This window comes from Streptomyces sp. NPDC002776, assembly GCF_053592195.1.
In genome coordinates, this window is the sequence record NZ_JBSFVG010000005.1 from 26,574 (window position 1) to 49,562 (window position 22,989).

The window sequence follows — 22,989 nt, forward strand, 5'->3', positions numbered from 1 at the left end:
TTGGTCCGAACCATTGACCCGACTGGTCTAGTCCTCCTACTGTGCGGGCAACGCTTACCGCGTTCATGCCAATCGGCGCACGTCCCCCTCTCCCCCACGAGGAGACACCCGATGCACATTCCCCACCGCACCCGGTTCCGGGCGCTGGTCTCCGCCGCCTGTGCGGCCGTCCTCGGCGCCGGACTGCTCGCCGGGGCGGGTTCGGCCACCGCGTCGGCCCCCGCTGCGGCCCCCTCGAAAGCGAGCGCTCCCGGGGCCGGGGCCGGCTCCAAGGTGATCGGCTACTTCACCGAATGGGGCACCTACGACCGCAAGTACTACGTCAAGAACATCGAGACGTCCGGTTCCGCGGCCAAGCTCACGCACATCAACTACGCCTTCGGCAATGTCACCGGCGGCAAGTGCGCGATCGGCGACTCCTACGCGGCCACCGAGCGGACCTACACCGCGGCCGAGTCGGTCGACGGCGTCGCCGACACCTGGGACCAGCCGCTGCGCGGCACCTTCAACCAGCTGCGCGAGCTGAAGAAGAAGCACCCGAACCTCAAGGTGCTGTGGTCCTTCGGCGGCTGGACCTGGTCCGGCGGCTTCGGCCAGGCGGCCCAGAACCCGGCCGCGTTCGCCCAGTCCTGCTACGACCTGGTCGAGAACTCCAAGTGGGCGGACGTCTTCGACGGCATCGACATCGACTGGGAGTACCCGAACGCCTGCGGCCTGACCTGCGACACCAGCGGCCGGGCGGCCTTCAGGAACCTGATGCAGGCGCTGCGCGCGAAGTTCGGCACCGGCAACCTGGTGACCGCGGCGATCACCGCCGACGCCACCGCCGGCGGCAAGATCGACGCCGCCGACTACGCGGGCGCGGCCCCGTACGTCAACTGGTACAACCCCATGACCTACGACTACTTCGGCGCCTGGGACGCCAAGGGTCCGACGGCTCCGCACTCCCCGCTGACCTCCTACCCGGGCATCCCGAAGGCCGGCATGCACAGCTCGGCGACCATCGCCAAGCTCAGGAGCCTCGGCATCCCCGCCTCCAAGCTCCTGCTCGGCATCGGCTTCTACGGCCGCGGCTGGACCGGAGTGACCCAGTCGGCCCCCGGCGGCACCGCGACCGGCCCGGCGGCGGGTACGTACGAGCAGGGCATCGAAGACTACAAGGTCCTGAAGTCCAAGTGCCCGGCGACCGGCACCGTGGGCGGCACGGCGTACGCCAAGTGCGGCTCCGACTGGTGGAGTTACGACACCCCGGCGACCATCGCGGCCAAGATGGCGTACAAGAACCGGCAGGGGCTGGCCGGCACCTTCTTCTGGGAGCTCAGCGGGGACACCGCGAACGGTGAGCTCATCAAGGCGATCAACTGACCCCTGACACGGGGGGCCTGGGGGCGGAGACCACGAGACTCCGCCCCTTCGTCATGCCTCGCGGCGAGCGGGCCCGGGGGCCGGGTAGGCGGGGTCCAGCTCCTCGATGGCGCGCAGGGCGCCGCCCAGGGTCTTCACCAGCAGCTCGCGCATGGTGTCACGGGAGAGGCCGGGCCGGCCCGTCCAGTCCAGGGCGGCACCCTCGACGCCGCACACCCAGGCCAGCAGGCCCGTCCGGGCGAGCGGGGAGATGTCGGTACGGCCGTACGCGCCCTCGGCGATGGTCGCGACGATCGCCTCGCGCACCCCGTCCCGGATGGCGTGCACCTCGGTGTCGAAGCCGACCCCGCCGCTGACGATCGTGCGGTAGGCGGCCTGGTTGTGCTCGGCGTAGCGCAGATAGCTGTCGATCGTGCGGTGGACCCGGTCCACCGGGGGCAGTTCGACGCCGCTCGCCGCGTAGGTGACCAGGTCGTCGACGGAATCCTTGATGATCGCCAGGTAGTAGCCGCGCTTGGACTGGAAGTAGTAGTAGATCAGCCCTTTGGCCACCTGCGCCTGCCGCGCGATGTCGTCCATCGACAGGGCGTCGTAGGAGGTGTCGGCGAACAACCTCCGCCCGATGGCGATGAGTTCGGCGCGGCGGGCCGCCGATCGCTCGGTGCCGCGCGCCCGGGGGCGGAGGACGGCAGCGTGCTGCTCACTCTTCAATGTCGACCCTGGTCTCGAGCGGGGCGGCGGGACCCCCGCAGTATGGCAGGTTCGAATATGTGTCAGATCACATCAAGTCAGAGCAGGCCGAGCTGGGTCACCAGCATCGCGACGACCACGACGAGGGTCCACCCCATGACGTGTTCGAGGATCTTCGGTCCGTCTTCCGTGGGGCCGCCGGTGCGGACGCGGGCGACCGTGGCTGCATTCGTGGTCATCCGTCCACCTTGCCACCGAGCAGGGCTTTTGTGGCCGAGAGCTTGGTCACAGCGAACGGCCCCCGGGGGGAGTCCGGGGGCCGTCCTACGACGTCTCAGCGCACACCCACCGCCGCGAGCGCCGCGCACTGCCGCGCGGACAGACGCGCCGGGAAGTACAGGTAGCAGACGCCGCCGGTGCCCGAGGCGACCTTGCCGCTGGCGTTGTACCGCTTGGTCCTCAGCCAGATGTTCTCGAACTCCCGCCTGCGGTACACCCGCCGCACCGCCGGGTTGCTCGGCGAGGCCGGATCGTTGGCGATCACATCGCCCTCGGCGGTGAAGCCGATCACCGTCATCAGGTGCCCCGAGGTGCCGTAGCCCGCCCCCGTCAGCTCCTCCTTCAGGAACGACTGGGACGTTATGGCCGGGATCCCGGCCGCGATCAGCGTCTCCAGGTCGGTCAGCGAGCCGAGCCGGGTGACCACGCCCTGGAGGTCCTTGAAGGTGGCCGCGTAGGCCGCGTTGAAGGGCCAGTTGCCGCAGCCCGCGTACTGGTAGTCGTAGGTGAACCGGGCGGCGTGGCACACCTGCGGGTCGGCGAAGCCCGGGTCGACCCAGGCCAGCTGCTCCTCGGTGAGCCGGCCGCCCCAGTACTCGATGATCATCTGCGAGGAGGTGGGGCTGCACCAGGCCTCGCCGCCGTTGTCGTACTCGGGGTACTGGCCGACGTGGATCTCCTGCGAGTAGCGCGGAACGGCCAGTTCCTGGGCGAGACCGGGCGTGCTCGCCGGGACGGTGAAGCGGTCCGGGACGTCGGAGCCCATGACGCCGAGCCGCCACACGGTCGGGGTCCGCTTCGTGCCCGGCTTGCGGTAGAGGGTCAGCCGCAGCCGGTACGAGGTCAGCCGCAGGCCCGTCGCCGGGTCGTCGATGGCGAAGGTGTCGGTCCAGATCGTGGACTTGTCGTCGGTCTGGTCGTCGACGGAGGTCCGCCTGATGTCCTGGTCACCGGCGGCCCAGCGCCCCATGACGTACCAGGGGGTGTCGGTGCCGTCGGAGTAGGTGCCCTTCAGCTCGACCTGGAGCCAGGTGCCGTCCGGGGTGTGCGCGTTCCAGGAGGCGATGGCCTCGGTCGAGGGCACCGCGAGCCGGTGGACGGGCGAGGTCCAGGTCGCGTACTCCCAGGTGGCGGTGGTGCCGGTGTGCGGGTCGGTGTAGTCGGCGAGGCCGACGGGGGCGCCGATCGCCACGCCGGGACGGGGGCCCGCGACGGCACGGGTGCCCTTGCCGGTGCCCGAGCGCCAGTCGGTGTACGTCGTCCAGGCGCGGTTGTCGATCTGGCCGGCCGCGGAGTGCGCGGGGCCGGCCGCTCCGGTGGGGGCGGCCACGGCCGGGACCGCGCCCGCTGTGCCGGTCACGGCCGCGGCGACCGCGGCGGTCAGGACGGTTCTGCGGGACGGCTGTTCGGATCTGCTCATGGGCGAAAGACCCCCAGGTGTCCGAGTCGGGGCAGGTCCAGTGCACGGTGTGTGCGCCAACTATGGCCGCAGCCGACGCCTCCTGCCAGCACTTCCGGGCATGCCGCGCCAGCAATATTGGCCTCGACCACTGACGTCACCCGGGGTGCCGCGTCACTAGACTTCCGGTGCCCGCCCCACTCACCCCGGGAACCGCCATCCACCACCTCACCGCACTCCTCCACCGCCTCCCCGCGTCCTGCGGTCCCGTCCGGCTGATCGGGATCGACGGGCACGCCGGCTCCGGGAAGTCGACCTTCGCCGGGCGGCTGGCGCGGGCGCTGGGCGGGGCGCCGGTGCTGCGGCTCGACGACATCGCCTGCCATGACGAGCTCTTCGACTGGACGGGCCGGCTCGTGTCCCAGGTGATCGAGCCCCTCTCCCGCGGCGGAACCGCCCACTACGCCCCCTACGACTGGCACGCCCGCCGCTTCCGGGACCCCGTGCCCCTGCCGCCCGCCCCGGTGGTCCTCGTCGAGGGCGTCGGCGCCGGGCGGCGCGCGCTACGGCCATATCTGGCCTTTCTGCTGTGGATGGAGCTGCCGCCGGCCGAGGCCTGGTCGCGCGGCCGGTCGCGGGACGGTGAGGAGCAGCGGGAGTTCTGGGACGGCTGGGTCGCAGCGGAAGAGAAACACTTCACCGAGGACCCCTCACGACCCTTCGCGGACGGGTTGGTACGGCAGTGCGCCCAGGGGTACGAGCTGCGTTCCGGACCCGCCGGGACCCTGAAAACGGACCACGCCATCACGCTGAGTGAGGACCCCTCCGCACTGTGGTGAAGTGGTGAAGAGGGGTCGGCGAGAACTCGCCGCAGGGCCCCAACTCCGCTTGACCCAAGGGCCGTACAGGTCTTACGTTCTCAATGTGCGGTCGATGCGGACCGCCCGCCAGACGCGAAGCCCCCGGTTGTTCCCCCGTGATCGGGGGCTTCGTTCTGCCCTCACCCCCGTTTTCCGGCCGCGCCGAGCCGTGTTTCGCTCACCCTCGGTTACCGGCCGCCGCGCCCCCGACTGCTCCCACCTCGCCAAACGGCCGGTGCGGCACCCTGGGGCGGGCCGCACCCCCGCAGGTACGATGCCCTCGGTGCGACCTGGGACTGCAGCTCCACGCACCGTTGCAACTCCGGTCCGCAGTACGGCGGTTCTGTTCTCGAGGCCGACGGGCGACGGCCCGGTGGTCAACCGACGGGGGCACGGTTTGTGGGGGACGTGATGGACTTCGGCACGCAGGGCCCGGAGGCCCCGGCCGACCTCGCCTGGTTGCGAGGCGTGGACGCCTACACCATGGGCGCTTATCCGCAGGCGGAGGAGGAGTTCCGCACCGCGGTGCGGATGGATCCGGGCATGGCCGACGGCTGGCTCGGCCTGCACGCGTTGCGCGTCGACACGACGACCGCGCTGCTGCGGATGTTCCGGCACCGGGACCGCTTCGGCGAACAGCGCGCCCGGCACCGCCGCACCCTCAACTCCTGGTACTGGCTCGGCTGGTGGGTGCAGCCGGTGTTGGAGAGCCCGCGCGATCTGCTGCTCGCGCACGCCTCGCACTGGCTGGACGGCCGGCATGTGCCGGAGCTGGACCGGGCGCTCGCCGGACTGCCGCCGGTGGACGCCGACGCCCAGGTCCGCTTCCTGCACGCCTGCCGGGCCTATCTGGTCAAGGACTGGGAGCAACTCGTCCGGCACACCGACCCGTTGCTCGACGACCCCATGCTCGGCATCGAGGCCGGACTGTTCGGCGGCATGGCCCGGGTCCGGCTGGAGATGTACGGCCAGGCCGAACCGCTGCTCTCGGCGGCCTTGATGCGCTGCCGCAGCGAGCAGCCGCAGCGCAAGGAGTTGCGGTACTGGCTGGCGCGGGCGCACGAGGGCACCGGCCGGTCGGCCGCCGCACTCCCCCTGTACCGGGCCGTGCACCGGGTCGACCCCGCCTTCATGGACACCTCGGCCCGGCTCGCCGCCATCGCCGAGGGCGACGGGTACGACGAGGCCGGCGATCTCGCGCCGATCACCCTCACCGGGTTCGGCCAGGACTCCGTCGACGGCCCCGACACCCTCGACCCGTTCTTCGGCGAGGGGCGTGAGCTGAAGCTCTCCGGGCCGGATCTGCCGTCGCCCGGCCCGCTGCCGCCCGTGCCCGACCCGGCGGTGCGCGAGCGGGCGGGCCTGCCCGGGCAGCCGCCGCTCGCGGGCCCCACGGACCCCGGGTTACTCGAAGAGGCGCTCGCCGAACTCGAGCGCATGGTGGGCCTGGAGCCGGTCAAGCGCCAGGTCAAGGCGCTGTCCGCCCAGTTGAACATGGCACGGCTGCGGGCGGGGCAGGGGCTGCCGGTCCAGCCGCCGAAACGGCACTTCGTCTTCTCCGGCCCCTCCGGCACCGGCAAGACCACGGTCGCGCGCATCCTGGGCCGGGTCTTCTACGCCCTCGGGCTGCTCGGCGGTGACCACCTGGTCGAGGCGCAACGGGCCGATCTCGTGGGCGAGTACCTCGGCCAGACGGCCGTGAAGGCGAACGAGCTGATCGACTCCGCACTGGGCGGGGTGCTCTTCGTCGACGAGGCGTATTCGCTGTCCAACACCGGCTACGGCAAGGGCGACGCCTACGGCGACGAGGCCCTGCAGGTGCTGCTGAAGCGGGCGGAGGACAACCGGGACCACCTGGTGGTGATCCTGGCCGGCTACCCCGAGGGCATGGACCGCCTGCTGGCCGCCAACCCCGGTCTGTCCTCCCGCTTCACCACCCGCGTGGACTTCCCCTCCTACCGGCCCCAGGAGCTCACCTCCATCGGCGAGGTGCTCGCCGGCGACAACGGCGACGTCTGGGACGAGGAGGCCCTGGACGAGCTGCGCTCCATCGCCGGGCACGTCGTGGACCAGGGGTGGATCGACGAGCTCGGCAACGGCCGCTTCCTGCGGACGCTGTACGAGAAGAGCTGCGCGTACCGGGATCTGCGGTTGTCGACGTACCCGGGGACCCTGACCCGGGACGACTTGTCGACGCTGCGGCTGCCGGATCTGATGCAGGCGTACGGAGAGGTGCTGTCGGGGCGCGGGCCGCAGGATCCGCCGACCCTGTGAGGGGGACGGACCCCGTGCCCACCCGCACCCGCTAGGACGCCAGTACCTGTTCCGGTTCCGGTTGCTTCGGCACCTCCCGGTGCGCCGGGTCCGTCACCTCGCCGACCAGCAGCTCCAGGACGTCCTCCAGGGCGACCAGGCCCAGCACCCGGCCGGACGCGTCCGCGACCTGCGCCAAGTGGGTGGCCGCCCGCCGCATCACCGTCAGGGCGTCGTCCAGGGGGAGTTCGGGGCGCAGCGTGGTCATCGGGCGCCAGATCTGCTGGGGCACCGCACGCTCCGAGTCCTCCAGGTCCAGTACGTCCTTCACGTGCAGGTAGCCCATGAAGGCGCCCGTGTCCGCTACCACCGGGAAGCGGGAGTAGCCGGTGCGGGCGGTCAGGCCGACGATCCGGCCCGGGGTGACCGAGGGCGGCACCGTGATCAGGGACTCGCGGCTCAGCAGGACGTCCGTCACCGTGCGGGAGCCCAGTTCCAGGGCGTCCTCCAGGCGTTCCTGCTCCTCGGGGTCGAGCAGGCCCGCCTGTCCCGCGTCCTCCACCAGCCGGTTGAGCTGTTCGCTGGTGAAGACGGCCTCGACCTCGTCCCTGGGCTCGACCCGGAAGAGCCGCAGGATGCCCCGGGCGCAGGCGCCGAGGGCGGCGGTGAGAGGCCGGCACAGGCGGGCGAAGGCGACCAGGCCCGGGCTGAGCCAGAGAGCGGCCTTCTCGGGCGCGGCCATCGCGAGGTTCTTCGGGAGCATCTCGCCGACGACGAGGTGGAAGAAGACGACGGTCGCGAGGGCGATGACGTACCCCAGCGGGTGGATCATCGCGTGCGGGAGATGGACCCACGCGAAGAAGGGTTCCAGGAGGTGGGCGACCGTCGGTTCGGCGACCGCGCCGAGGGTCAGCGAGCAGACGGTGATGCCGAACTGGGCCGCCGCCATCATCTGCGGCAGATGTTCCAGGCCGTACAGCACCTGCCGGGCGCGGGCCGTGCCGAGCGGTTCGATCTGGCTGCGGCGGACGGAGACCAGGGCGAACTCGGCGCCGACGAAGAAGCCGTTGGCGAGCACGAGCAGTGCGGCGAAGAGGAGTTGGAGCACGCTCATCGGGCGGCCTCCGCCACGGGGGCGGTGCGCACGAGGCGGACCCGCTCGGCGCGGTAGTGACCGACCTGGCGCACCGAGAGCCGCCAGCCGGGCAGTTCGGCCCTGTCACCGGGGACCGGGATCCGGCCGAGCAGGTCGGCGACCAGACCGGCGACGGTCTCGTACGGGCCCTCGGGCACGTCGAGTCCTATCCGCCGGAGGATGTCGACGCGGCAGCTGCCCTCGGCGTCCCAGGCGGGCCGGCCCTCCTCGGCCGGGGCGGCGGCGAGTTCGGGGATGTCCTGGCCGTCGTGCTCGTCGCGGACCTCACCGACGAGTTCCTCGACGATGTCCTCCAGGGTGACGACCCCGGCGGTGCCGCCGTACTCGTCGACGACGACGGCGATGGGCTGTTCGCTGCGCAGCCGGGCGAGCAGCGGCCGGACCGGCAGGGTCTCGGGGACCAGCAGGGCGGACCGGGCGATCCGGCCGGCCGGGGTGCGCAGCCGGTCGGCCGCGGGGACGGCGAGGGCGTCCTTGAGGTGGACCATGCCGACGACCTCGTCGATCCGGTCCCGGTAGACGGGGAAGCGGGACAGGCCGGTGGCGCGGGTCAGGTTGACCACGTCCTCGGCGGTCGCCGACGACTGCAGGGCGCTGACCTTCACCCGGGGGGTCATCACATGCTGGGCGGTGAGCCCGCCGAGCGAGAGGGTCCGTACGAAGAGGTCGGCCGTGTCCTGTTCGAGGGTGCCGGCCCGGGCGGAGTGGCGGGCCAGGGAGACGAGTTCACCGGGGGTGCGGGCGGAGGCCAGCTCCTCGGTGGGCTCGATGCCGAGCGCGCGGACGAGCCGGTTGGCCACGGAGTTCAGGGCGGCGATCACCGGCCGGAAGACCCGCGCGAACAGGTGCTGCGGGCCCGCGACGAACCGGGCGACCTGCAAGGGGCGGGAGACCGCCCAGTTCTTGGGGACGAGTTCGCCGATCACCATCTGCACGGCCGACGCCAGCAGCATGCCGACGATCACGGCGACCCCGGAGACGGCGGCGTCGGGGATGCCGACGGCGGTGACGGGGCCGTTGAGCAGTTCCGCGAGCGCCGGTTCGGCGAGCATGCCGACCACGAGGGAGGTGATGGTGATGCCGAGTTGGGTGCCGGAGAGCTGGAAGGAGAGTTCCTTCAGCGACTCGACGACGGTACGGGCGCGGCGGTCGCCCTCGGCGGCGGCCTTCTCGGCGTCGGGGCGTTGGACCGTCACCAGGCCGAACTCGGCGGCCACGAAGAAGCCGTTGGCGAGGATCAGCAGGAAGGCCGCAGCGAGCAGGAGCAGGGGGGTGGTCATGCCGCCGCCTCGGTATCCCGGGAGGGGGCGGCGCAGGTACTACAGGACGATCCGTCCATCGCTGGAGGGAGTCACTCCTCGGGTAGCAGGAACATCAGCGGCGGAGGCGTCACGAGAACGCCTCCGCCAACAGATTAATCACGACCGGGCCGTCTAGGGCAGATCCCTCGTGCCGCGGGCCTCCACGAGCGCCCGCAGCGCGCGGGCGTCGGCGATGGCCTGCTGCTTGGCGATGCCGGGCTGGATGCCGAGGGCGGGCAGGCTGGTGCCGTCGCTGAGGTCGAGGAAGACCCAGGGGTCGCCGGGCCGGAGGTTCACCTGGATGATCTCGGCCCATTCCAGCCGGCGCCTGCCGGCGATGTTCACCACGGTGACGCCGGTGTCGTCGGCGACGACCCTGACCCGGGCGAGCAGCGCCAGGACGCCGAACATGAGCGCCCCGGTGAGGATGAAGCTGAGGCGCTCACCCGGGCCGAGGTTCTCCAGCAGCAGGGCCACCGCGGTGATCACCACGAAGATCGCGGCCCCGGCGGTGAGCAGGACCGCACGGGTGCGGCCGGGCCGGAAGGTGACGGGGAGTGCGGGGAGGTCGGACATCTGGTGTGCTTTCAGAGGCGGCAGGCGTGGATGGCCGTGGTGAGGATGGCCCGCGCGCCGATGTCGTACAGGTCGTCCATGATCCGCTGGGCCTCCTTGGCGGGGACCATCGCCCGGACGGCGACCCAGCCCTCGTTGTGCAGCGGGGAGACGGTCGGGGACTCCAGGCCGGGCGTGAGGGCGACGGCCTTCTCCAGCTGCTCGACTCGGCAGTCGTAGTCCATCATCACGTACGTCCGGGCCACCAGGACGCCCTGGAGGCGGCGCAGGAACTGCTGCACCTTGGGGTCCTCGGCGTCGGCGCCGGTACGGCGGATCACGACGGCCTCGGACTTCATGATCGGTTCGCCGAAGACCTCCAGGCCCGCGTTGCGCAGCGAGGTGCCGGTCTCGACGACGTCGGCGATGACCTCGGCGACGCCGAGTTCGATGGCCGTCTCGACGGCGCCGTCGAGGTGGACGACGGAGGCGTCGACGCCCTGGTCGGCGAGGTATCCCTCGACGATGCCCTCGTAGGAGGTGGCGACGGTCCTGCCCTTCAGGTCCTGGACGTCCTGCGCGGTGCCGGGCTTGGCGGCGAAGCGGAAGGTGGAGCGGGCGAAGCCGAGCGGGAGGATCACCTCGGCGTCGGCGGCGGAGTCGATCAGCAGGTCACGGCCGGTGATGCCGATGTCGAGGCGGCCCGAGGAGACGTAGATCGCGATGTCGCGGGGGCGGAGGTAGAAGAACTCGACCTCGTTCTCCGGGTCGACGATGCGCAGTTCCTTGGACTCGCGGCGCTGCTGGTAGCCGGCCTCATGCAGCATCTCCGCCGCAGGGCCTGACAGGGAACCCTTGTTGGGGACGGCGATGCGCAGCATGAGGTCGGCTTCCTTTGCGTGAGATGTACGGGGGGTGCGGCAGCGGCTCAGAGGTGGGCGTAGACGTCGTCGAGGGAGATCCCGCGCGCGACCATCATCACCTGGACGTGGTACAGCAGCTGCGAGATCTCCTCGGCGGCCGCGTCCTTGCCCTCGTACTCGGCGGCCATCCACACCTCGGCGGCCTCTTCGACGACCTTCTTGCCGATGGCGTGGACACCCTTTTCGACCAGTTCCGCGGTGCGGGACGTGGCGGGATCGCCGTTGGCGGCCTTGTGCTGGAGCTCGGTGAAGAGCTCCTCGAACGTCTTCTTGGACATGGTGACGCTCAGCCTATGCCACGCACCCGGTTCGTCAGCGCCAGGGTTCGGATACTGAACGCAGCGTGGCCGCGGTCGCGACCGCCGCGGTCACCGCCTCGTGCCCCTTGTCCTCGCTGGAGCCGGTCAGCCCGGCCCGGTCCAGGGCCTGCTCCTCGGTGTCGCAGGTGAGGACGCCGAAGCCGATGGGGACGCCGGTCTCCACGGAGACCTGGGTGAGGCCCTGGGTAACGCCCTGGCAGACGTACTCGAAGTGCGGGGTGCCGCCCCGGATGACGACGCCGAGCGCGACGACGGCGTCGTAGCCGCGGCCCGCGAGGACCTTGGCGACGACCGGGAGCTCCCAGCTGCCGGGGACCCTGAGCAGGGTCGGCTCGTCGATGCCGAGGTCGTGCAGGGCGCGCAGGGCGCCGTCCACCAGGCCGTCCATCACCTTCTCGTGCCACTGCGCCGCGATGACGGCGACCCGCAGATCGCCCACGCCCTGTACGGACAGTTCCGGTGCACCCTTGCCGCTCACGTCTCTCCTCGGTGTCCCTTGCTTACTGGTTGCCGCACGCGGAGACGGGGGCCGCCTCCAGCCAGGGCAGGTCGTGTCCCATCCGGTCCCGCTTGGTGCGCAGGTACCGGAGGTTGTGCTCGCCCGCGGTGACGGGCATCGGCTCCCGGTCGGTGACCTTGATGCCGTGCCGGACGAGCGCGTCGGTCTTGTCGGGATTGTTGGTCATCAGGCGGACGCTGCGCACGCCCAGGTCAGCCAGGATCTGAGCCCCGGCCGCGTAGTCCCGCGCGTCGGCGGGCAGCCCGAGTTCCAGGTTGGCGTCCAGGGTGTCGCGGCCGCGCTCCTGGAGCTCGTAGGCGCGCAGCTTGGACAGCAGGCCGATGCCGCGTCCCTCGTGGCCGCGCAGGTAGACCACGACGCCCCGGCCCTCGCTCTGGATGCGGTCCATGGCCGCGTCCAGCTGGGGGCCGCAGTCGCAGCGCAGGGAGCCGAAGACATCGCCGGTGAGGCACTCGGAGTGGACGCGGACCACCACGTCCTCGCCGTCGCCGATCGCGCCGTGCACCAGGGCGACGTGCTCGACGCCGTCGACGGTGGAGCGGTAGCCGTACGCCGTGAAGGTGCCGTGCGAGGTCGGCAGGTGGACCTCGGCCTCGCGGCGGACGGTGGGCTCGGCGGAGCGGCGGTAGGCGATCAGGTCCTCGATGGAGATGATCGTCAGGCCGTGCTTGCGGGCGAAGGGGATCAGCTCGGGCAGGCGGAGCATCCGGCCGTCCTCGCCGGCGATCTCGACGATGGCGCCGGCCGGGCGCAGACCGGCGAGGCGGGCCAGGTCGACGGCGGCCTCGGTGTGGCCGTTGCGGGCCAGGACGCCGCCGGGCTTGGCACGCAGCGGGAAGACATGGCCGGGCCGCACGAAGTCGTCGGCTGCCGCCTCACCGCTCGCGAGCAGCTGGAGCGTGGTGGCGCGGTCCGCGGCCGAGATGCCGGTGGTCACCCCGTGGGCGCCCGAGGCGTCCACGGAGACGGTGAACGCGGTCTTCATGGACTCGGTGTTGTTCTCGACCATCTGGGGGATGCGCAGCCGGTCCAGCTCCTCGCCCTCCATGGGGGCGCAGACCAGACCGCGGCACTCGCTCATCATGAACGCGACGATCTCGGGGGTCGCCTTCTCGGCGGCGATGACGAGGTCGCCCTCGTTCTCCCGGTCCTCGTCGTCGACGACCACGACCGGGCGGCCGGCCGCGATGTCGGAGATGGCCTGCTCGATGGGGTCGAGCGACCAGTTCTCGATGTTGTCGCTGCTGTACAGGACAGGGACCCTGCTCATGCGGGCGCTCCTTCCAGGACGGGCCGCGTGTCCCTGCGGGAGCGCAGCCACCAGTCGCGCATGCCCCACAGGACGAGTGCGCCGTAGATGACGTAGACGAAGCCGGAGAAGGCGTAGCCGTTCGCGAAGTTCAGCGGGACGCCGACGAGGTCGACGAGGAGCCAGGCGAACCAGAACTCGACCATGCCGCGGGCCTGGGCGTACATCGCGACGATGGTGCCGACGAAGATGTAGGCGTCCGGCCAAGGGTCCCAGGACAGGCTCGGGTACGCCTTGAAGAGCAGGGCCACCCCGACGGTGCCGGCGGCGGCCGCGGCGGCCATCACGGCGCGCTCGGTCCAGGTGGCGAAGCGGACGGCGACCTTGCCGTCCGCGGCCCGGGCGGTGCCGCGGTTCCACTGCCACCAGCCGTACAGCGCGACGGCCATGACGACGACCTGCTTGCCGGCGCTGCCGGTCAGATGGCCGTAGAAGGCGCCGAAGAGGACGAGGCCGGAGAGGAACTGCACCGGCCAGGTCCACAGGGAGCGCCGGAAGCCGAGGGCGAGGGTGATCAGGCCCAGGATGTTGCCGACCATGTCCGACCAGATGATGTGCTGGCCGAACAGGACGAACGCCTCGGAGTTCAGCCAGTTCACTTGGCCGCTCCGAGGAGGCTCTCGACGTACTTGGCGATGACGTCGACCTCGAGGTTGACCGGGTCGCCGGGCTGCTTGTGGCCGAGCGTGGTCAGGGCGAGGGTGGTGGGGATGAGGCTGACGGTGAAGTGGTCGGGGCCCGCGTCGACGACGGTGAGGCTGATGCCGTCGACGGTGATCGAGCCCTTCTCCACGACGTACCGGGCGAGGTCACCGGGGAGCGAGATCTTGATGATCTCCCAGTGCTCGGACGGCTTGCGCTCCAGCACTTCGCCGGTGCCGTCGACATGGCCCTGCACGATGTGCCCGCCGAGCCGGGCGCCGACCGCGGTGGGGCGCTCCAGGTTGACGCGGGAGCCGACGCCGAGGGCGCCCAGGCTGGAGCGGTTCAGGGTCTCGGCCATCACGTCGGCGGTGAACTCGTCGCCCTCGTGGTCCACGACCGTGAGGCAGACGCCGTTGACCGCGATGGAGTCCCCGTGCTGGGCGCCGTCGGTGACGACGGGGCCGCGCAGCCGGAAGCGACAGGCGTCGCCGAGGTTCTCGACGGCGGTGATCTCGCCCAGCTCTTCGACGATTCCGGTGAACACGTCCCGGGTCCTCCTGCCACATCGGGGCACGGACTCCGGGGGCTGTCGCGGAACGACAGAGACCGCGGACGACGACACCGGGAGCGACGCCGGAAAAAACCCGTCCGCAAAGGACGAGCTCAGATCGGCGGCGCGCACGAATGCCCGCCCGCCGCGCACTGCCTCCCATCCGGACTTTAACCGTCGGTCCAGGAATTTCACCTGGTCAACCGGTCGCTGGAGGCGACCGGGTCGCGGACTGTAACCGCCGGTTCGGACTTTCACCGACCCCGGAGTGCGCTGCTACTGGTACAGGGCCAGTCTGCCACGCCGCGACGACGTCCATGCGGGTGACGGTTGTGGGGTGGCTCACAGGCGGCCCGGCCGGACGTCTCCTCGACCCTAATTGGTCCATACCTATTGACGCATTGGTCTAGTCCTCCCTAGGGTCTGCGCAACTTCCTTGGAGAGGAACCGACTTGCTGTCACGCAACCGAGCGAGACCCGCCCTGTTCGCCGCGGCGGCCACGGTCGCCGGCCTGGTGCTCGCCGGGCTCCCGGCCACCGCCTCGCACGCCGCCGACCAGGAGTCCTGCCGCCCCGACGGCCTCTACAAGACGCCCGGCGTCGACGTCCCCTACTGCTCGGTCTACGACGCCGAGGGCCGGGAGAAGATGGGCGCCGACCACCAGCGCCGGGTGATCGGCTACTTCACCGGCTGGCGCACCGGCAAGGACGGCACCCCCGCCTACCTCGCCCCAAACATCCCGTGGGGCAAGGTCACCCACCTCAACTACGCGTTCGCGCACGTCGACGGCGCCAACAAGCTCTCGGTCGGCGCGGACGGCGCGACCAACCCGGCGACCGGGATGACCTGGCCGGGGGTGAGCGGGGCGGAGATGGACCCCGGTTTCTCCTACAAGGGCCACTTCAACCTGCTGAACAAGTTCAAGAAGCAGCACCCGAACGTCAAGACGCTGATCTCGGTGGGCGGCTGGGCCGAGACCGGCGGCTACTTCGCGGCCGACGGCACGCGGGTGAACTCGGGCGGCTTCTACTCGATGGCCACCAACGCCGACGGCTCGGTCAACCAGGCGGGCATCGACACCTTCGCGACGTCCGCCGTCGACTTCATCAGGAAGTACGGCTTCAACGGCGTCGACATCGACTACGAGTACCCGACGACCATGAAGGACGCGGGCAACCCGCTCGACTGGTCCCTCGCCAACGCCCGCAGGGCCGGTCTGGTCAAGGGCTACGCGGTCCTGATGAAGACCCTGCGCGAGAAGCTCGACCGGGCGGGCGCGGCGGACGGCAAGCACTATCTGCTCTCGGTCGCGGCCCCCTCCTCCGGCTACCTGCTGCGCGGCATGGAGACCTTCCAGGTCCAGAAGTACCTGGACTACGTCAACATCATGTCGTACGACCTGCACGGCGCCTGGAACGAGTACGTCGGCCCGAACGCCTCGCTCTTCGACGACGGCAAGGACGCCGAACTGGCCGCCGCGGGCGTGTACTCGGCCTCCCAGTACGGCGGAATCGGGTATCTCAACACCGACTGGGCGTACCACTACTTCCGCGGTTCGATGCCGGCCGGGCGCATCAACATCGGACTCCCCTACTACACCCGGGGGTTCAAGAACGTCACCGGCGGGACCGACGGGCTGTGGGGCAGGGCTACGTCCACGAACTGCCCCGCCGGGTCCGGGCTGACCAAGTGCGGTGACGGGGCCACCGGGATCGACAACCTCTGGCACGACCTCGACACCAACGGCAAGGAGTCGCCCGCGGGTTCGAACCCGATGTGGCACGCCAAGAACCTGGAGAAGGGCGTCGTCGGCGACTACGTCACCAAGTACGGCTTCCCCGCCGACACGAAGCTGACCGGCACGTACGCCCGCAAGTACGACTCCACGCTGGTCGCGCCGTGGCTGTGGAACGCCGAGAAGAAGGTGTTCCTGTCCACCGAGGACGAGCAGTCGGTGAACGCCAAGGCCGACTACGTCGTCCGCAACGGCATCGGCGGCACGATGGTGTGGGAGCTGGCCGGGGACTACCGCTGGAACGCGGCGAAGGGCCAGTACGAGCCGGGGTCGACGCTGACGACCGCGATGTACGAGAAGTTCAAGTCCGCTTCCCCGTACGGCGCGCGGGTCTCGAACAAGGCGCTGCCCGCGAAGGCCGTCGACATCGGCGTGGAGTTCGGGGAGTTCAAGCTCGGTGACTCCAACTACCCGATCACGCCCAAGGTGAAGATCACCAACCGCACCAAGTCGACGCTGCCGGGCGGTACGGAGTTCCAGTTCGACTACGCGACCGCCGCTCCGGCCAACGCCTCCGACCAGTCGGGCTTCGGCACGAAGGTGATCAGCAGCGACCACACCGGCTCCAACGTGGGCGGGCTGAAGGGCGACTTCCACCGGGTCTCGCTGAAGCTGCCGAGCTGGCAGTCGGTGGCGCCGGGCGCGTCGGTGGAGCTGTCGTTCAACTACTACCTGCCGGTGTCCACGCCGTGGAACTGGACGGTGAACATCAACGGGACGACGTACGCCCTCGCCGGCGACCTGGCCCGCGGCACCACGCTGGTGGAACCGGGATCGGGCACCGGGCCCGCCCCGGACCCGACGAACCCGACTCCCACGCCGACCCCGACGCCCGGTGCCTGCACCGCGCCCGGCTGGAACTCCGCCACGGAGTACGGCGGCGGTAGTCAGGTCGCGCACAAGGGGCACTCGTGGAAGGCGAAGTGGTGGACGAAGGGCGAGGAGCCCGGAACCACCGGTGAATGGGGTGTGTGGCAGGACCTCGGCGCCTGCTGAGCCCCGCGCTCGGACCGGCCCGGCGGCGGTGACGACGGCCCTTGCCCGCCGCCGGGCCTTCAACCTCCTGCTCTGGCAGGATGCCGGACATGACAACGATCCTGGTGACCGGCGGTACCGGAACCCTCGGCCGGCTCGTCGCGGAGCGACTGCTCGCGGACGGGCACGAGGTGCGGGTGCTCAGCAGGCACGCTCAGCCGTACGCCGTGGACCTGCGCAAGGGCGGGCCCGTGCTCGACGCGGCCGTGTCGGGCGTGGACGCGATCGTGCACTGCGCGAGCACGCCGGGCGGTGGGGACGACAAGGCGGCGGCGCAGCTGATCGCGGCGGCGCGCAGGGCCGGGGTGGGACACCTCGCCTACATCTCGATCGTCGGGGTCGACCGGGTGCCGTTCCGCTACTACCGGAGCAAGCTCGCGGTGGAGAAGCTGATCGAGGAGTCGGGCCTCGGCTGGACGATCCTGCGGGCCACCCAGTTCCACGACTTGCTGGCGCGGGTGTTCGAGATCCTGGCCAAGCCTCCGGTGATGCTGGTGCCGGCCGGGGTGCGGGACCAGCCGGTCGACGTGGCCGAGGTGGCGGACCGTCTGGTGGAACTGGCACTGGCCGCTCCCGCGGGCCGGGTCCCGGACATGGCGGGCCCGGAGGTACGGCCGTTCGACTCCCTGGCCCGCGCCTATCTGAAGGCCACGGGCCGAAAGCGCCGGGTGGTGAACCTCCCCCTGGCGGGCAAGGCGTACCGGGCCTTCAAGGCGGGCGGGCATCTGGCACCGGAGCGGGCGGTGGGGACGGGGACCTTCGAGGAGTATCTGGCGGTGCGCTTCGGGCGCTGAGGGGTTCCGAGCCGATGAGCGGATCTGAGCCGTTGAGCCGCTGCGCGCGAGCCGCTGAGTCGCTGAGTCGCTGAGTCGCTGAGTCGATTTAACGGGCCGGTGGAGCGAACAGCTCCTCCTGGGCCCGGTCCCGTGCCGTCAGCAGCGCGCCCCTCAGCACCGCCGCCCCGCCCAGGGTGCTCGCCCGCACCTCCGTGGGCAGCGGCGACATGCGCACCAGGCGGTCCTGGACCCGGGCGGCCAGCTCCGCCCCGCCCGCCCGGCCGACCTCGCCCCCCAGGACCACGCAGCCGGGGTCCAGGACCGAGATGACCGCCGCGGCGCCGAGGGCCAGGCGGTCGGCGAGGATGTCCAGGAAGCCTGCGTGCGCAGCCGGGTCCGCGGCCTGGACCGCCGTGCGGACCAGCGTCGCCGCATGCGGTTCGCCCGCTCTCTCCGGCGCCGTCACTCCGTGCCGCGCCGCCAGTTCCGCGATCGAGGCCGCCCCCGCCAGCGAGTGGAAGCCGCCGTCGCAGTCCGTCGCGGACGGCAGGCCCGTGGTGCCCGGCACCGGCAGGAAGCCGATCTCGCCCGTACCGCCCGAGGCGCCCCGGCGCAGCACGCCGTCCAGCACCACGGCGGCGCCGACGCCCATGCCGAGCCAGAGCAGGACGAAGGTGTCGCGGTCCGCCGCGGCGCCGTCCCGTTGCTCGGCCAGCGCCGCCATGTTCGTCTCGTTCTCGACACTGACCCGCGCCTCGGGCAGCCGCTCCTGAAGCGCCGCCACCAGACGCCGGTGCCACTCCGGCAGCCCTGTGGTGCGGCGCAGTTCACCCGTCGCCGGGTCGATCAGGCCCGGGGTGCCGATGCCCACCGTGTGCGGCCGGTCCACGCCGGCCTCCTTCACCGCCCGCTCCACCAGGGCCACCGCCTGCTCGACCGCGGGGCCCGTGCCGACGCCGCCGTCGATCGGCGCCGACGCCTCCGCCAGCACCACGCCGACCAGGTCGGACACGGCCACCGCGACGCCCTCGGTGCGCACGTCGAGGGCCGCGAGATGGGCCCGGGCGGCGACGATGCCGTACACCTTGGCGTTGGGGCCGCGGCGCTGCTCCCCCGACTCCCCCACGACCTCGATCAGTCCGGCCGCGATGAGGCGGTCGACGAGGTCGGCGACGCTCGGCCGGGACAGTCCGGTCAGCTCTTTCAGCCGCCCCGCCGTCAGGGGGCCCTCCTGCTGGAGCAGGCGCAGGGCGAGCCGGTCGTTGATGGCCCGGGCGGTGCTGGGGGATGCGGACATGCCGGGATCCTTCCAGATCGGCGGGGCCGTGCGGGGCGCGGCCATGTAATCCCCTATCTATCAGGCAGGCTTCCTGATAGTTTACGGCATCGGCAGCCACAGGGAGGGGCCTGAGCATGAGTGACGGGGTCTACGACGGACGCGAGGTGAAGCGGGCGCGCTATGCCGTGGCCGCGGTCTTCACCGTGCACGGAGCCGTGGCCGGGTCGTTCGCGACCCGGGTGCCGTGGATCCAGGACCACGCGTCGGTGAGCGCGGGCCAGTTGGGGCTGGCCCTGGCCTTCCCCGCGCTGGGTGCCTCGGTGGCGATGCCGCTCGCCGGCAGCATCACCCACCGCTTCGGCGCCCGCGCCGCCCTGCGCGCGCTGATGGCGCTGTGGACGCTCGCCCTGGTGCTGCCGTCCCTCGCCCCGAACCTGCTCACCCTCTGCCTCGCCCTGTTCGTCTTCGGCGCCACGGCGGGCATGGCCGACGTGGCGATGAACGCGCTCGGCGTCGAGGTGGAGAACCGCCTGGGCCGGTCGATCATGTCCGGGCTGCACGGCATGTGGAGCGCGGGCGCGGTCCTCGGCTCGCTCGGCGGCACGCTCGCCGCGCACCTCGGCACGGACGCCCGGGTGCACCACGCGCTGGCGGCGGCAGTCCTGACCGTCTCCGGAATAGTCGCGTGCACCTGGGTGCTCGACCTCCAGCCCGCCCAGGACGAGGAACCGCCGCCCCGGTTCGCGCTGCCGCCGCGCTCGGCGCTGCTCATCGGCGCGGTCGGGTTCTGCGCGGTGTTCGCGGAAGGGGCGAGCCTGGACTGGTCGGCCGTCTACCTCCGCGACGAGCTGGGCAGTTCGGCCGGGCTCGCCGCCGCGTGCACCACGGGGTTCACGCTCACCATGGCCATCGCCCGGATCGCGGGCGACAAGGTGGTGGACCGGTACGGCGCCGTGCGCACCGTCCGCTCCGGCGGTGTCCTCGCCACCTTCGGCGGTCTGCTGATCGTCCTGGCGGACCATCCCGCCGTGGCGATGACCGGGTTCGCGCTGATGGGGCTCGGCATCGCGGTGGTCGTGCCGCTGTGCTTCGCTGCGGCCGGCCGCAGCGGCCCCAACCCCAGTCAGGCCATCGCGGGCGTCGCGACCATCACGTACACCTCCGGTCTGGTCGCGCCCAGCGCGATCGGGGGGCTGGCCCAGCTGACCAGCCTGGTGGTGTCGTTCGCCCTGGTGACGCTGTTGTCCACCGGCCTCGCCGGCTTCGCGGGCGTCCTGCGCACCGCGGAGCGCAAGTCCACCCGGATCAGCCACCCGGACGCGGCCGTGCCCGACCCCCGGCCCTGAAAGCAACTGGCTGCGCGTCAGTGGACGCAGAGCACCAGCGGCGGGAGGAAGTAGAACGACTGGCCGGGCCAGGTGGCGCGCCGGGAGTCGCCGCCCGGAACCAGCAGGTAGGTGCAGCCGCCCTCGACGATCAGAGGGCCGCCGCAGACCGCGGTGTCACCGGTGGGGGCCCCGATCGCGTAGGAACCCACAGGGGAGCCGGTGTAGCCGAAGTTCGTCTGGACCGTGGCGGACCCCTTGTTCGTGTAGTCGAGGGTCACGTACACCGTGTCACCCACCGAGGCGCTGGCGGGTGTGACGCTGAGTCCGAAGGTGCCGGTCGGATCCTGCACCGTCGCGGTGTTGGCGTTGGCGGGATCGGCCTGGACGGGAGCCGCACCCACGGTGAGGCCGAGCAGCAGAGCCGCCGCCAGCACACCGAGGACAGCGCGAAGACGAGTGAGCATGCGGAGTTCCCTTTCCGTGGTGCAGAACCGGAATCGACCGCGGCGCACTCTCATCCGAGGGCGCCGGGTGTCGGGTGCCGCTAGTGGATGAGTCAGGGTCGAGCCGGATAGCGCGAGCGCACGAAGGGGGGCGCGCACCGGCTGCGTTCACCACCCCGGCCATGGCGCTGCCATCGGGGCACAGGCGGGGATAGTGGTGTACTTGCCTGGTGGAACCAAAGGGGCAAACCGGAGCAGACGGCCACTGTGGGGCTTCATACCGCGCGGGCTGCGCGACCAGTTCTGGGTATCTGACGGCGTCGCGGGTCTGGCATGGCGCTCTGGCCGCGGTGATCATTGCGGCGCTGGTGACTCAGATCGTTCTCCTGGTCCTGGGGGGAGCGGACGCCAACTCGGGCCGGGTCGACCCACAGTCCAGTGTCGCCTCGCGTCTGGTGCGGGTCTTCTCCTTCTTCACGGTGGACTCGAATGTGCTGGTCGCGATGGCCTGCGTGGGACTCGCACTCGGTCCGGACCGGGACGGGCGGGTATGGCGGGCGCTGCGGCTGACCTCGCTGCTCGCCATCCTGATCACGGGGCTCGTGTTCGTGACCGTGCTGGCGTCCAAGGTGCACCTGTCGGGTGCCGCGCTGTGGTGCACGATCGCATTCCATTACGTGGCACCACCGGCCACGTTCCTGGGCTGGCTGGTGTTCGGCCCACGGGGGCAGACGGACGGGCGCACGCTCGCGTGGTCGTTCGCCTGGCCGCTGGGGTGGATCGGATACACCCTGGTGCGCGGCGCGACGACGGGCTGGTACCCGTACCCGTTCCTCGACGTCGGTGCCCTCGGTTACCCGGTGGCGTTGCGGAACGTCGCCGTGGTGCTGACGATCGGCGCGGTGCTCGCACTGGCCCTGCGGTGGATCGACCGCCTCCTCGGTCGTTCGCCCGGCCCACCTGAAGAGCTGGACGAGGGCACGTCCTCCTACGACGAGGCCAAGTCGTAGGCGTACGAGGCGCTGAACGTCCCCGGCGTCCCCTTGCAGCCGTCGGACTCCCCCGGCAGCTTGACCCACAGGTAGGCGTCGATCCGTGCCTCTCCCGTGCTCAGGGTGGGCGCCCGGCCGATCCTCCGTCCCGCCGGGTCGCACCACTCGCCGTCGGCCGGGGCGCCGTTGCCGTTGCGGCTGGTGTCGATCACGGCGCCGAGCGAGGCGGGGCCGCCTAGGGCGTCGAGGACCTGTCGGTCGTAGGCGCTCTCGTCGGCCGTGGTGTGGAAGTTGGAGACGTTGCTGAAGATGCCGTCGGAGGAGGCGGGTGAGGCGGCTCCGGCCTGCTTCAGCCAGCCCGCCTGCTTGGCGGGGGCGTGCCAGCCGGAGTGGCCGGCGTCGTAGTAGACGCGTGCTCTCGGGTTGGCCTCCTTCAGGACGCGCCCCGCACGGGCCAGCGAGGCGAAGCGGTCGGCTCGCTGGCCGCCCGAGAGGCATTCGGCCTGGGCGACGGAGTCGGGTTCCAGGACGACGATGACATCGCCGGAGCCGAGGCCCGCGGCGAAGCGGTCGATCCAGTCGTCGTAGGCGTCGAGGTCGGGCGCCCCGCCCTGGCTGGCCCCTCCGCAGTCGCGGTCCGGTATCGCGTACGCCACCACGACCGGCACCCGGCCGAGGGCGGCGCCGCCGGAGGTGACCGCGCGGACCCGGGCGGTGATGGTGTCCGGGGTGAAGTCGGCGAACCACACCGCGGCCGGCTGGGCGGCGATCCGGGACTGTATGACGCCGTGCCGCGGATCGCCGGTGTTCTCCCGTACCCAGTCCAGCACTTGGGACTCGGGGTGCCGGTACAGCCGGGTGGACACGGCGGCCGTGCGCCGCTCGGGCTCGGTCCTCGTGGGCGAGGGCGTGGGGCTCGCCGCCCGCTTCTTCTTCGCCTTCTCCGTCGGCGAGGGTGTGGCGGAGGGCGACGCGCTGGGCGACGCGGACACCGGCGGCCGCACGGGCAGCGACTGCAGGCGCGGCGAGTGCGTCACCTCGGGGCGGGCCTCGTCGGAGCCGCCCTCCTCCTCCAGCGCCGAGATCATCCCGGCCGCGGTAGCGATGGCGACCACGACGGAGGCCGCCACGACCATGGCTCCCCGCCGTGCGGACCGTCGCCGCACCGACCTGCGCGCGGCCTGACGCCGGGCACGTTGCCCTGCCACTGCTCAC

Annotated in this window: 22 protein-coding genes and 1 riboswitch; of the genes, 7 read left to right on the forward strand and 15 right to left on the reverse strand. The window is 71.4% G+C overall.

The genetic code is table 11. The annotated features are described in order from the left end of the window. Window positions 1–111: 111 nt before the first annotated feature. Complete coding sequence (locus tag ACWD11_RS12170) at window positions 112–1,365, forward strand: glycoside hydrolase family 18 protein (RefSeq protein ID WP_451282784.1); 1,254 nt, start codon at window positions 112–114, stop codon at window positions 1,363–1,365. 51 nt (window positions 1,366–1,416) lie between these two features. On the opposite strand, the gene ACWD11_RS12175 is transcribed toward ACWD11_RS12170, so the two are convergent. The 3 genes from ACWD11_RS12175 to ACWD11_RS12185 all read right to left on the reverse strand — a co-directional run bounded on the left by ACWD11_RS12175 (window position 1,417) and on the right by ACWD11_RS12185 (window position 3,754). Then, a complete protein-coding gene (locus tag ACWD11_RS12175) occupies window positions 1,417–2,076 on the reverse strand; it encodes a TetR/AcrR family transcriptional regulator (protein ID WP_389420652.1) in 660 nt (219 codons plus the stop codon). A gap of 77 nt (window positions 2,077–2,153) precedes the next feature. Then, window positions 2,154–2,294 (reverse strand): SCO1431 family membrane protein, encoded by a 141-nt coding sequence (locus tag ACWD11_RS12180; protein WP_389420653.1) that lies wholly within the window; start codon window positions 2,292–2,294, stop codon window positions 2,154–2,156. A gap of 95 nt (window positions 2,295–2,389) precedes the next feature. Continuing rightward, entirely contained in the window at window positions 2,390–3,754 is a 1,365-nt protein-coding gene (locus ACWD11_RS12185) for a peptidase C39 family protein (protein WP_389420654.1), read from the reverse strand. A 167-nt stretch (window positions 3,755–3,921) separates the two neighbouring features. Here ACWD11_RS12185 and ACWD11_RS12190 point away from each other — a divergent pair, with 167 nt between their 5' ends. Next, window positions 3,922–4,572, forward strand: a complete 651-nt coding sequence (locus ACWD11_RS12190) for a uridine kinase family protein (protein ID WP_389420655.1) — start codon at window positions 3,922–3,924, stop codon at window positions 4,570–4,572. Between the two features lie 432 nt (window positions 4,573–5,004). Then, entirely contained in the window at window positions 5,005–6,867 is a 1,863-nt protein-coding gene (locus tag ACWD11_RS12195) for an AAA family ATPase (RefSeq protein WP_389420656.1), read from the forward strand. Between the two features lie 31 nt (window positions 6,868–6,898). On the opposite strand, the gene ACWD11_RS12200 is transcribed toward ACWD11_RS12195, so the two are convergent. From ACWD11_RS12200 to ACWD11_RS12240, 9 genes are all read right to left on the reverse strand, one after another. Continuing rightward, the gene (locus ACWD11_RS12200; protein ID WP_451282787.1) at window positions 6,899–7,960 is read right to left on the reverse strand and encodes a hemolysin family protein; all 1,062 of its coding nucleotides are present in this window, start codon (window positions 7,958–7,960) and stop codon (window positions 6,899–6,901) included. Then, on the reverse strand, window positions 7,957–9,282 hold the full coding sequence (locus tag ACWD11_RS12205) for a hemolysin family protein (protein ID WP_451282789.1): 1,326 nt from the start codon (window positions 9,280–9,282) through the stop codon (window positions 7,957–7,959). Before ACWD11_RS12205 ends, ACWD11_RS12200 begins: the two co-directional genes overlap by 4 nt. A 153-nt stretch (window positions 9,283–9,435) precedes the next feature. After that, window positions 9,436–9,879: a PH domain-containing protein gene (locus ACWD11_RS12210; RefSeq protein WP_389420659.1), complete on the reverse strand. Its 444-nt coding sequence runs from the start codon at window positions 9,877–9,879 to the stop codon at window positions 9,436–9,438. An 11-nt stretch (window positions 9,880–9,890) separates the two neighbouring features. Beyond that, window positions 9,891–10,739, reverse strand: a complete 849-nt coding sequence (gene hisG / locus ACWD11_RS12215) for an ATP phosphoribosyltransferase (protein WP_389420660.1) — start codon at window positions 10,737–10,739, stop codon at window positions 9,891–9,893. A gap of 47 nt (window positions 10,740–10,786) precedes the next feature. Then, on the reverse strand, window positions 10,787–11,059 hold the full coding sequence (locus tag ACWD11_RS12220) for a phosphoribosyl-ATP diphosphatase (protein WP_186285040.1): 273 nt from the start codon (window positions 11,057–11,059) through the stop codon (window positions 10,787–10,789). Between the two features lie 34 nt (window positions 11,060–11,093). Beyond that, window positions 11,094–11,579 (reverse strand): 6,7-dimethyl-8-ribityllumazine synthase, encoded by a 486-nt coding sequence (ribH, locus tag ACWD11_RS12225; RefSeq protein WP_389420661.1) that lies wholly within the window; start codon window positions 11,577–11,579, stop codon window positions 11,094–11,096. A 22-nt stretch (window positions 11,580–11,601) separates the two neighbouring features. Continuing rightward, window positions 11,602–12,891 carry a bifunctional 3,4-dihydroxy-2-butanone-4-phosphate synthase/GTP cyclohydrolase II gene (locus ACWD11_RS12230; RefSeq protein ID WP_451282792.1) on the reverse strand — a complete coding sequence of 430 codons (1,290 nt, stop codon included), beginning with the start codon at window positions 12,889–12,891 and terminating at the stop codon, window positions 11,602–11,604. Next, the gene (locus tag ACWD11_RS12235; RefSeq protein WP_389420663.1) at window positions 12,888–13,529 is read right to left on the reverse strand and encodes a nicotinamide mononucleotide transporter family protein; all 642 of its coding nucleotides are present in this window, start codon (window positions 13,527–13,529) and stop codon (window positions 12,888–12,890) included. The genes ACWD11_RS12230 and ACWD11_RS12235 overlap by 4 nt, the downstream gene beginning before the upstream one ends. Then, window positions 13,526–14,119, reverse strand: coding sequence for a riboflavin synthase (locus ACWD11_RS12240; RefSeq protein ID WP_389420664.1), 594 nt, complete (start codon window positions 14,117–14,119; stop codon window positions 13,526–13,528). Before ACWD11_RS12240 ends, ACWD11_RS12235 begins: the two co-directional genes overlap by 4 nt. Before the next feature lie 151 nt (window positions 14,120–14,270). Beyond that, window positions 14,271–14,401: riboswitch (FMN riboswitch) on the reverse strand. 176 nt (window positions 14,402–14,577) lie between these two features. Between ACWD11_RS12240 and ACWD11_RS12245 the strand changes: the two genes are divergently transcribed. Both ACWD11_RS12245 and ACWD11_RS12250 read left to right on the forward strand, forming a co-directional pair. Further along, window positions 14,578–16,917, forward strand: coding sequence for a chitinase C-terminal domain-containing protein (locus ACWD11_RS12245; protein WP_451282794.1), 2,340 nt, complete (start codon window positions 14,578–14,580; stop codon window positions 16,915–16,917). Between the two features lie 89 nt (window positions 16,918–17,006). Then, entirely contained in the window at window positions 17,007–17,750 is a 744-nt protein-coding gene (locus ACWD11_RS12250; RefSeq protein WP_451282796.1) for an SDR family oxidoreductase, read from the forward strand. Window positions 17,751–17,838: 88 nt separating this feature from the next. On the opposite strand, the gene ACWD11_RS12255 is transcribed toward ACWD11_RS12250, so the two are convergent. After that, complete coding sequence (locus tag ACWD11_RS12255; protein WP_451282798.1) at window positions 17,839–19,029, reverse strand: ROK family transcriptional regulator; 1,191 nt, start codon at window positions 19,027–19,029, stop codon at window positions 17,839–17,841. A gap of 116 nt (window positions 19,030–19,145) precedes the next feature. Here ACWD11_RS12255 and ACWD11_RS12260 point away from each other — a divergent pair, with 116 nt between their 5' ends. Beyond that, window positions 19,146–20,357: an MFS transporter gene (locus ACWD11_RS12260; RefSeq protein ID WP_451282800.1), complete on the forward strand. Its 1,212-nt coding sequence runs from the start codon at window positions 19,146–19,148 to the stop codon at window positions 20,355–20,357. A gap of 17 nt (window positions 20,358–20,374) precedes the next feature. Here the strand turns inward: ACWD11_RS12260 and ACWD11_RS12265 are convergent, their stop codons facing one another. Further along, window positions 20,375–20,803, reverse strand: a complete 429-nt coding sequence (locus ACWD11_RS12265; protein ID WP_451282802.1) for a hypothetical protein — start codon at window positions 20,801–20,803, stop codon at window positions 20,375–20,377. 347 nt (window positions 20,804–21,150) lie between these two features. On the opposite strand from ACWD11_RS12265, the gene ACWD11_RS12270 reads away from it, so the two are divergent. After that, entirely contained in the window at window positions 21,151–21,792 is a 642-nt protein-coding gene (locus tag ACWD11_RS12270; RefSeq protein WP_451282803.1) for a Pr6Pr family membrane protein, read from the forward strand. On the opposite strand, the gene ACWD11_RS12275 is transcribed toward ACWD11_RS12270, so the two are convergent. Continuing rightward, window positions 21,771–22,910 (reverse strand): glycoside hydrolase family 6 protein, encoded by a 1,140-nt coding sequence (locus ACWD11_RS12275; RefSeq protein ID WP_389420701.1) that lies wholly within the window; start codon window positions 22,908–22,910, stop codon window positions 21,771–21,773. The genes ACWD11_RS12270 and ACWD11_RS12275 overlap by 22 nt on opposite strands. Window positions 22,911–22,989 lie beyond the last annotated feature (79 nt).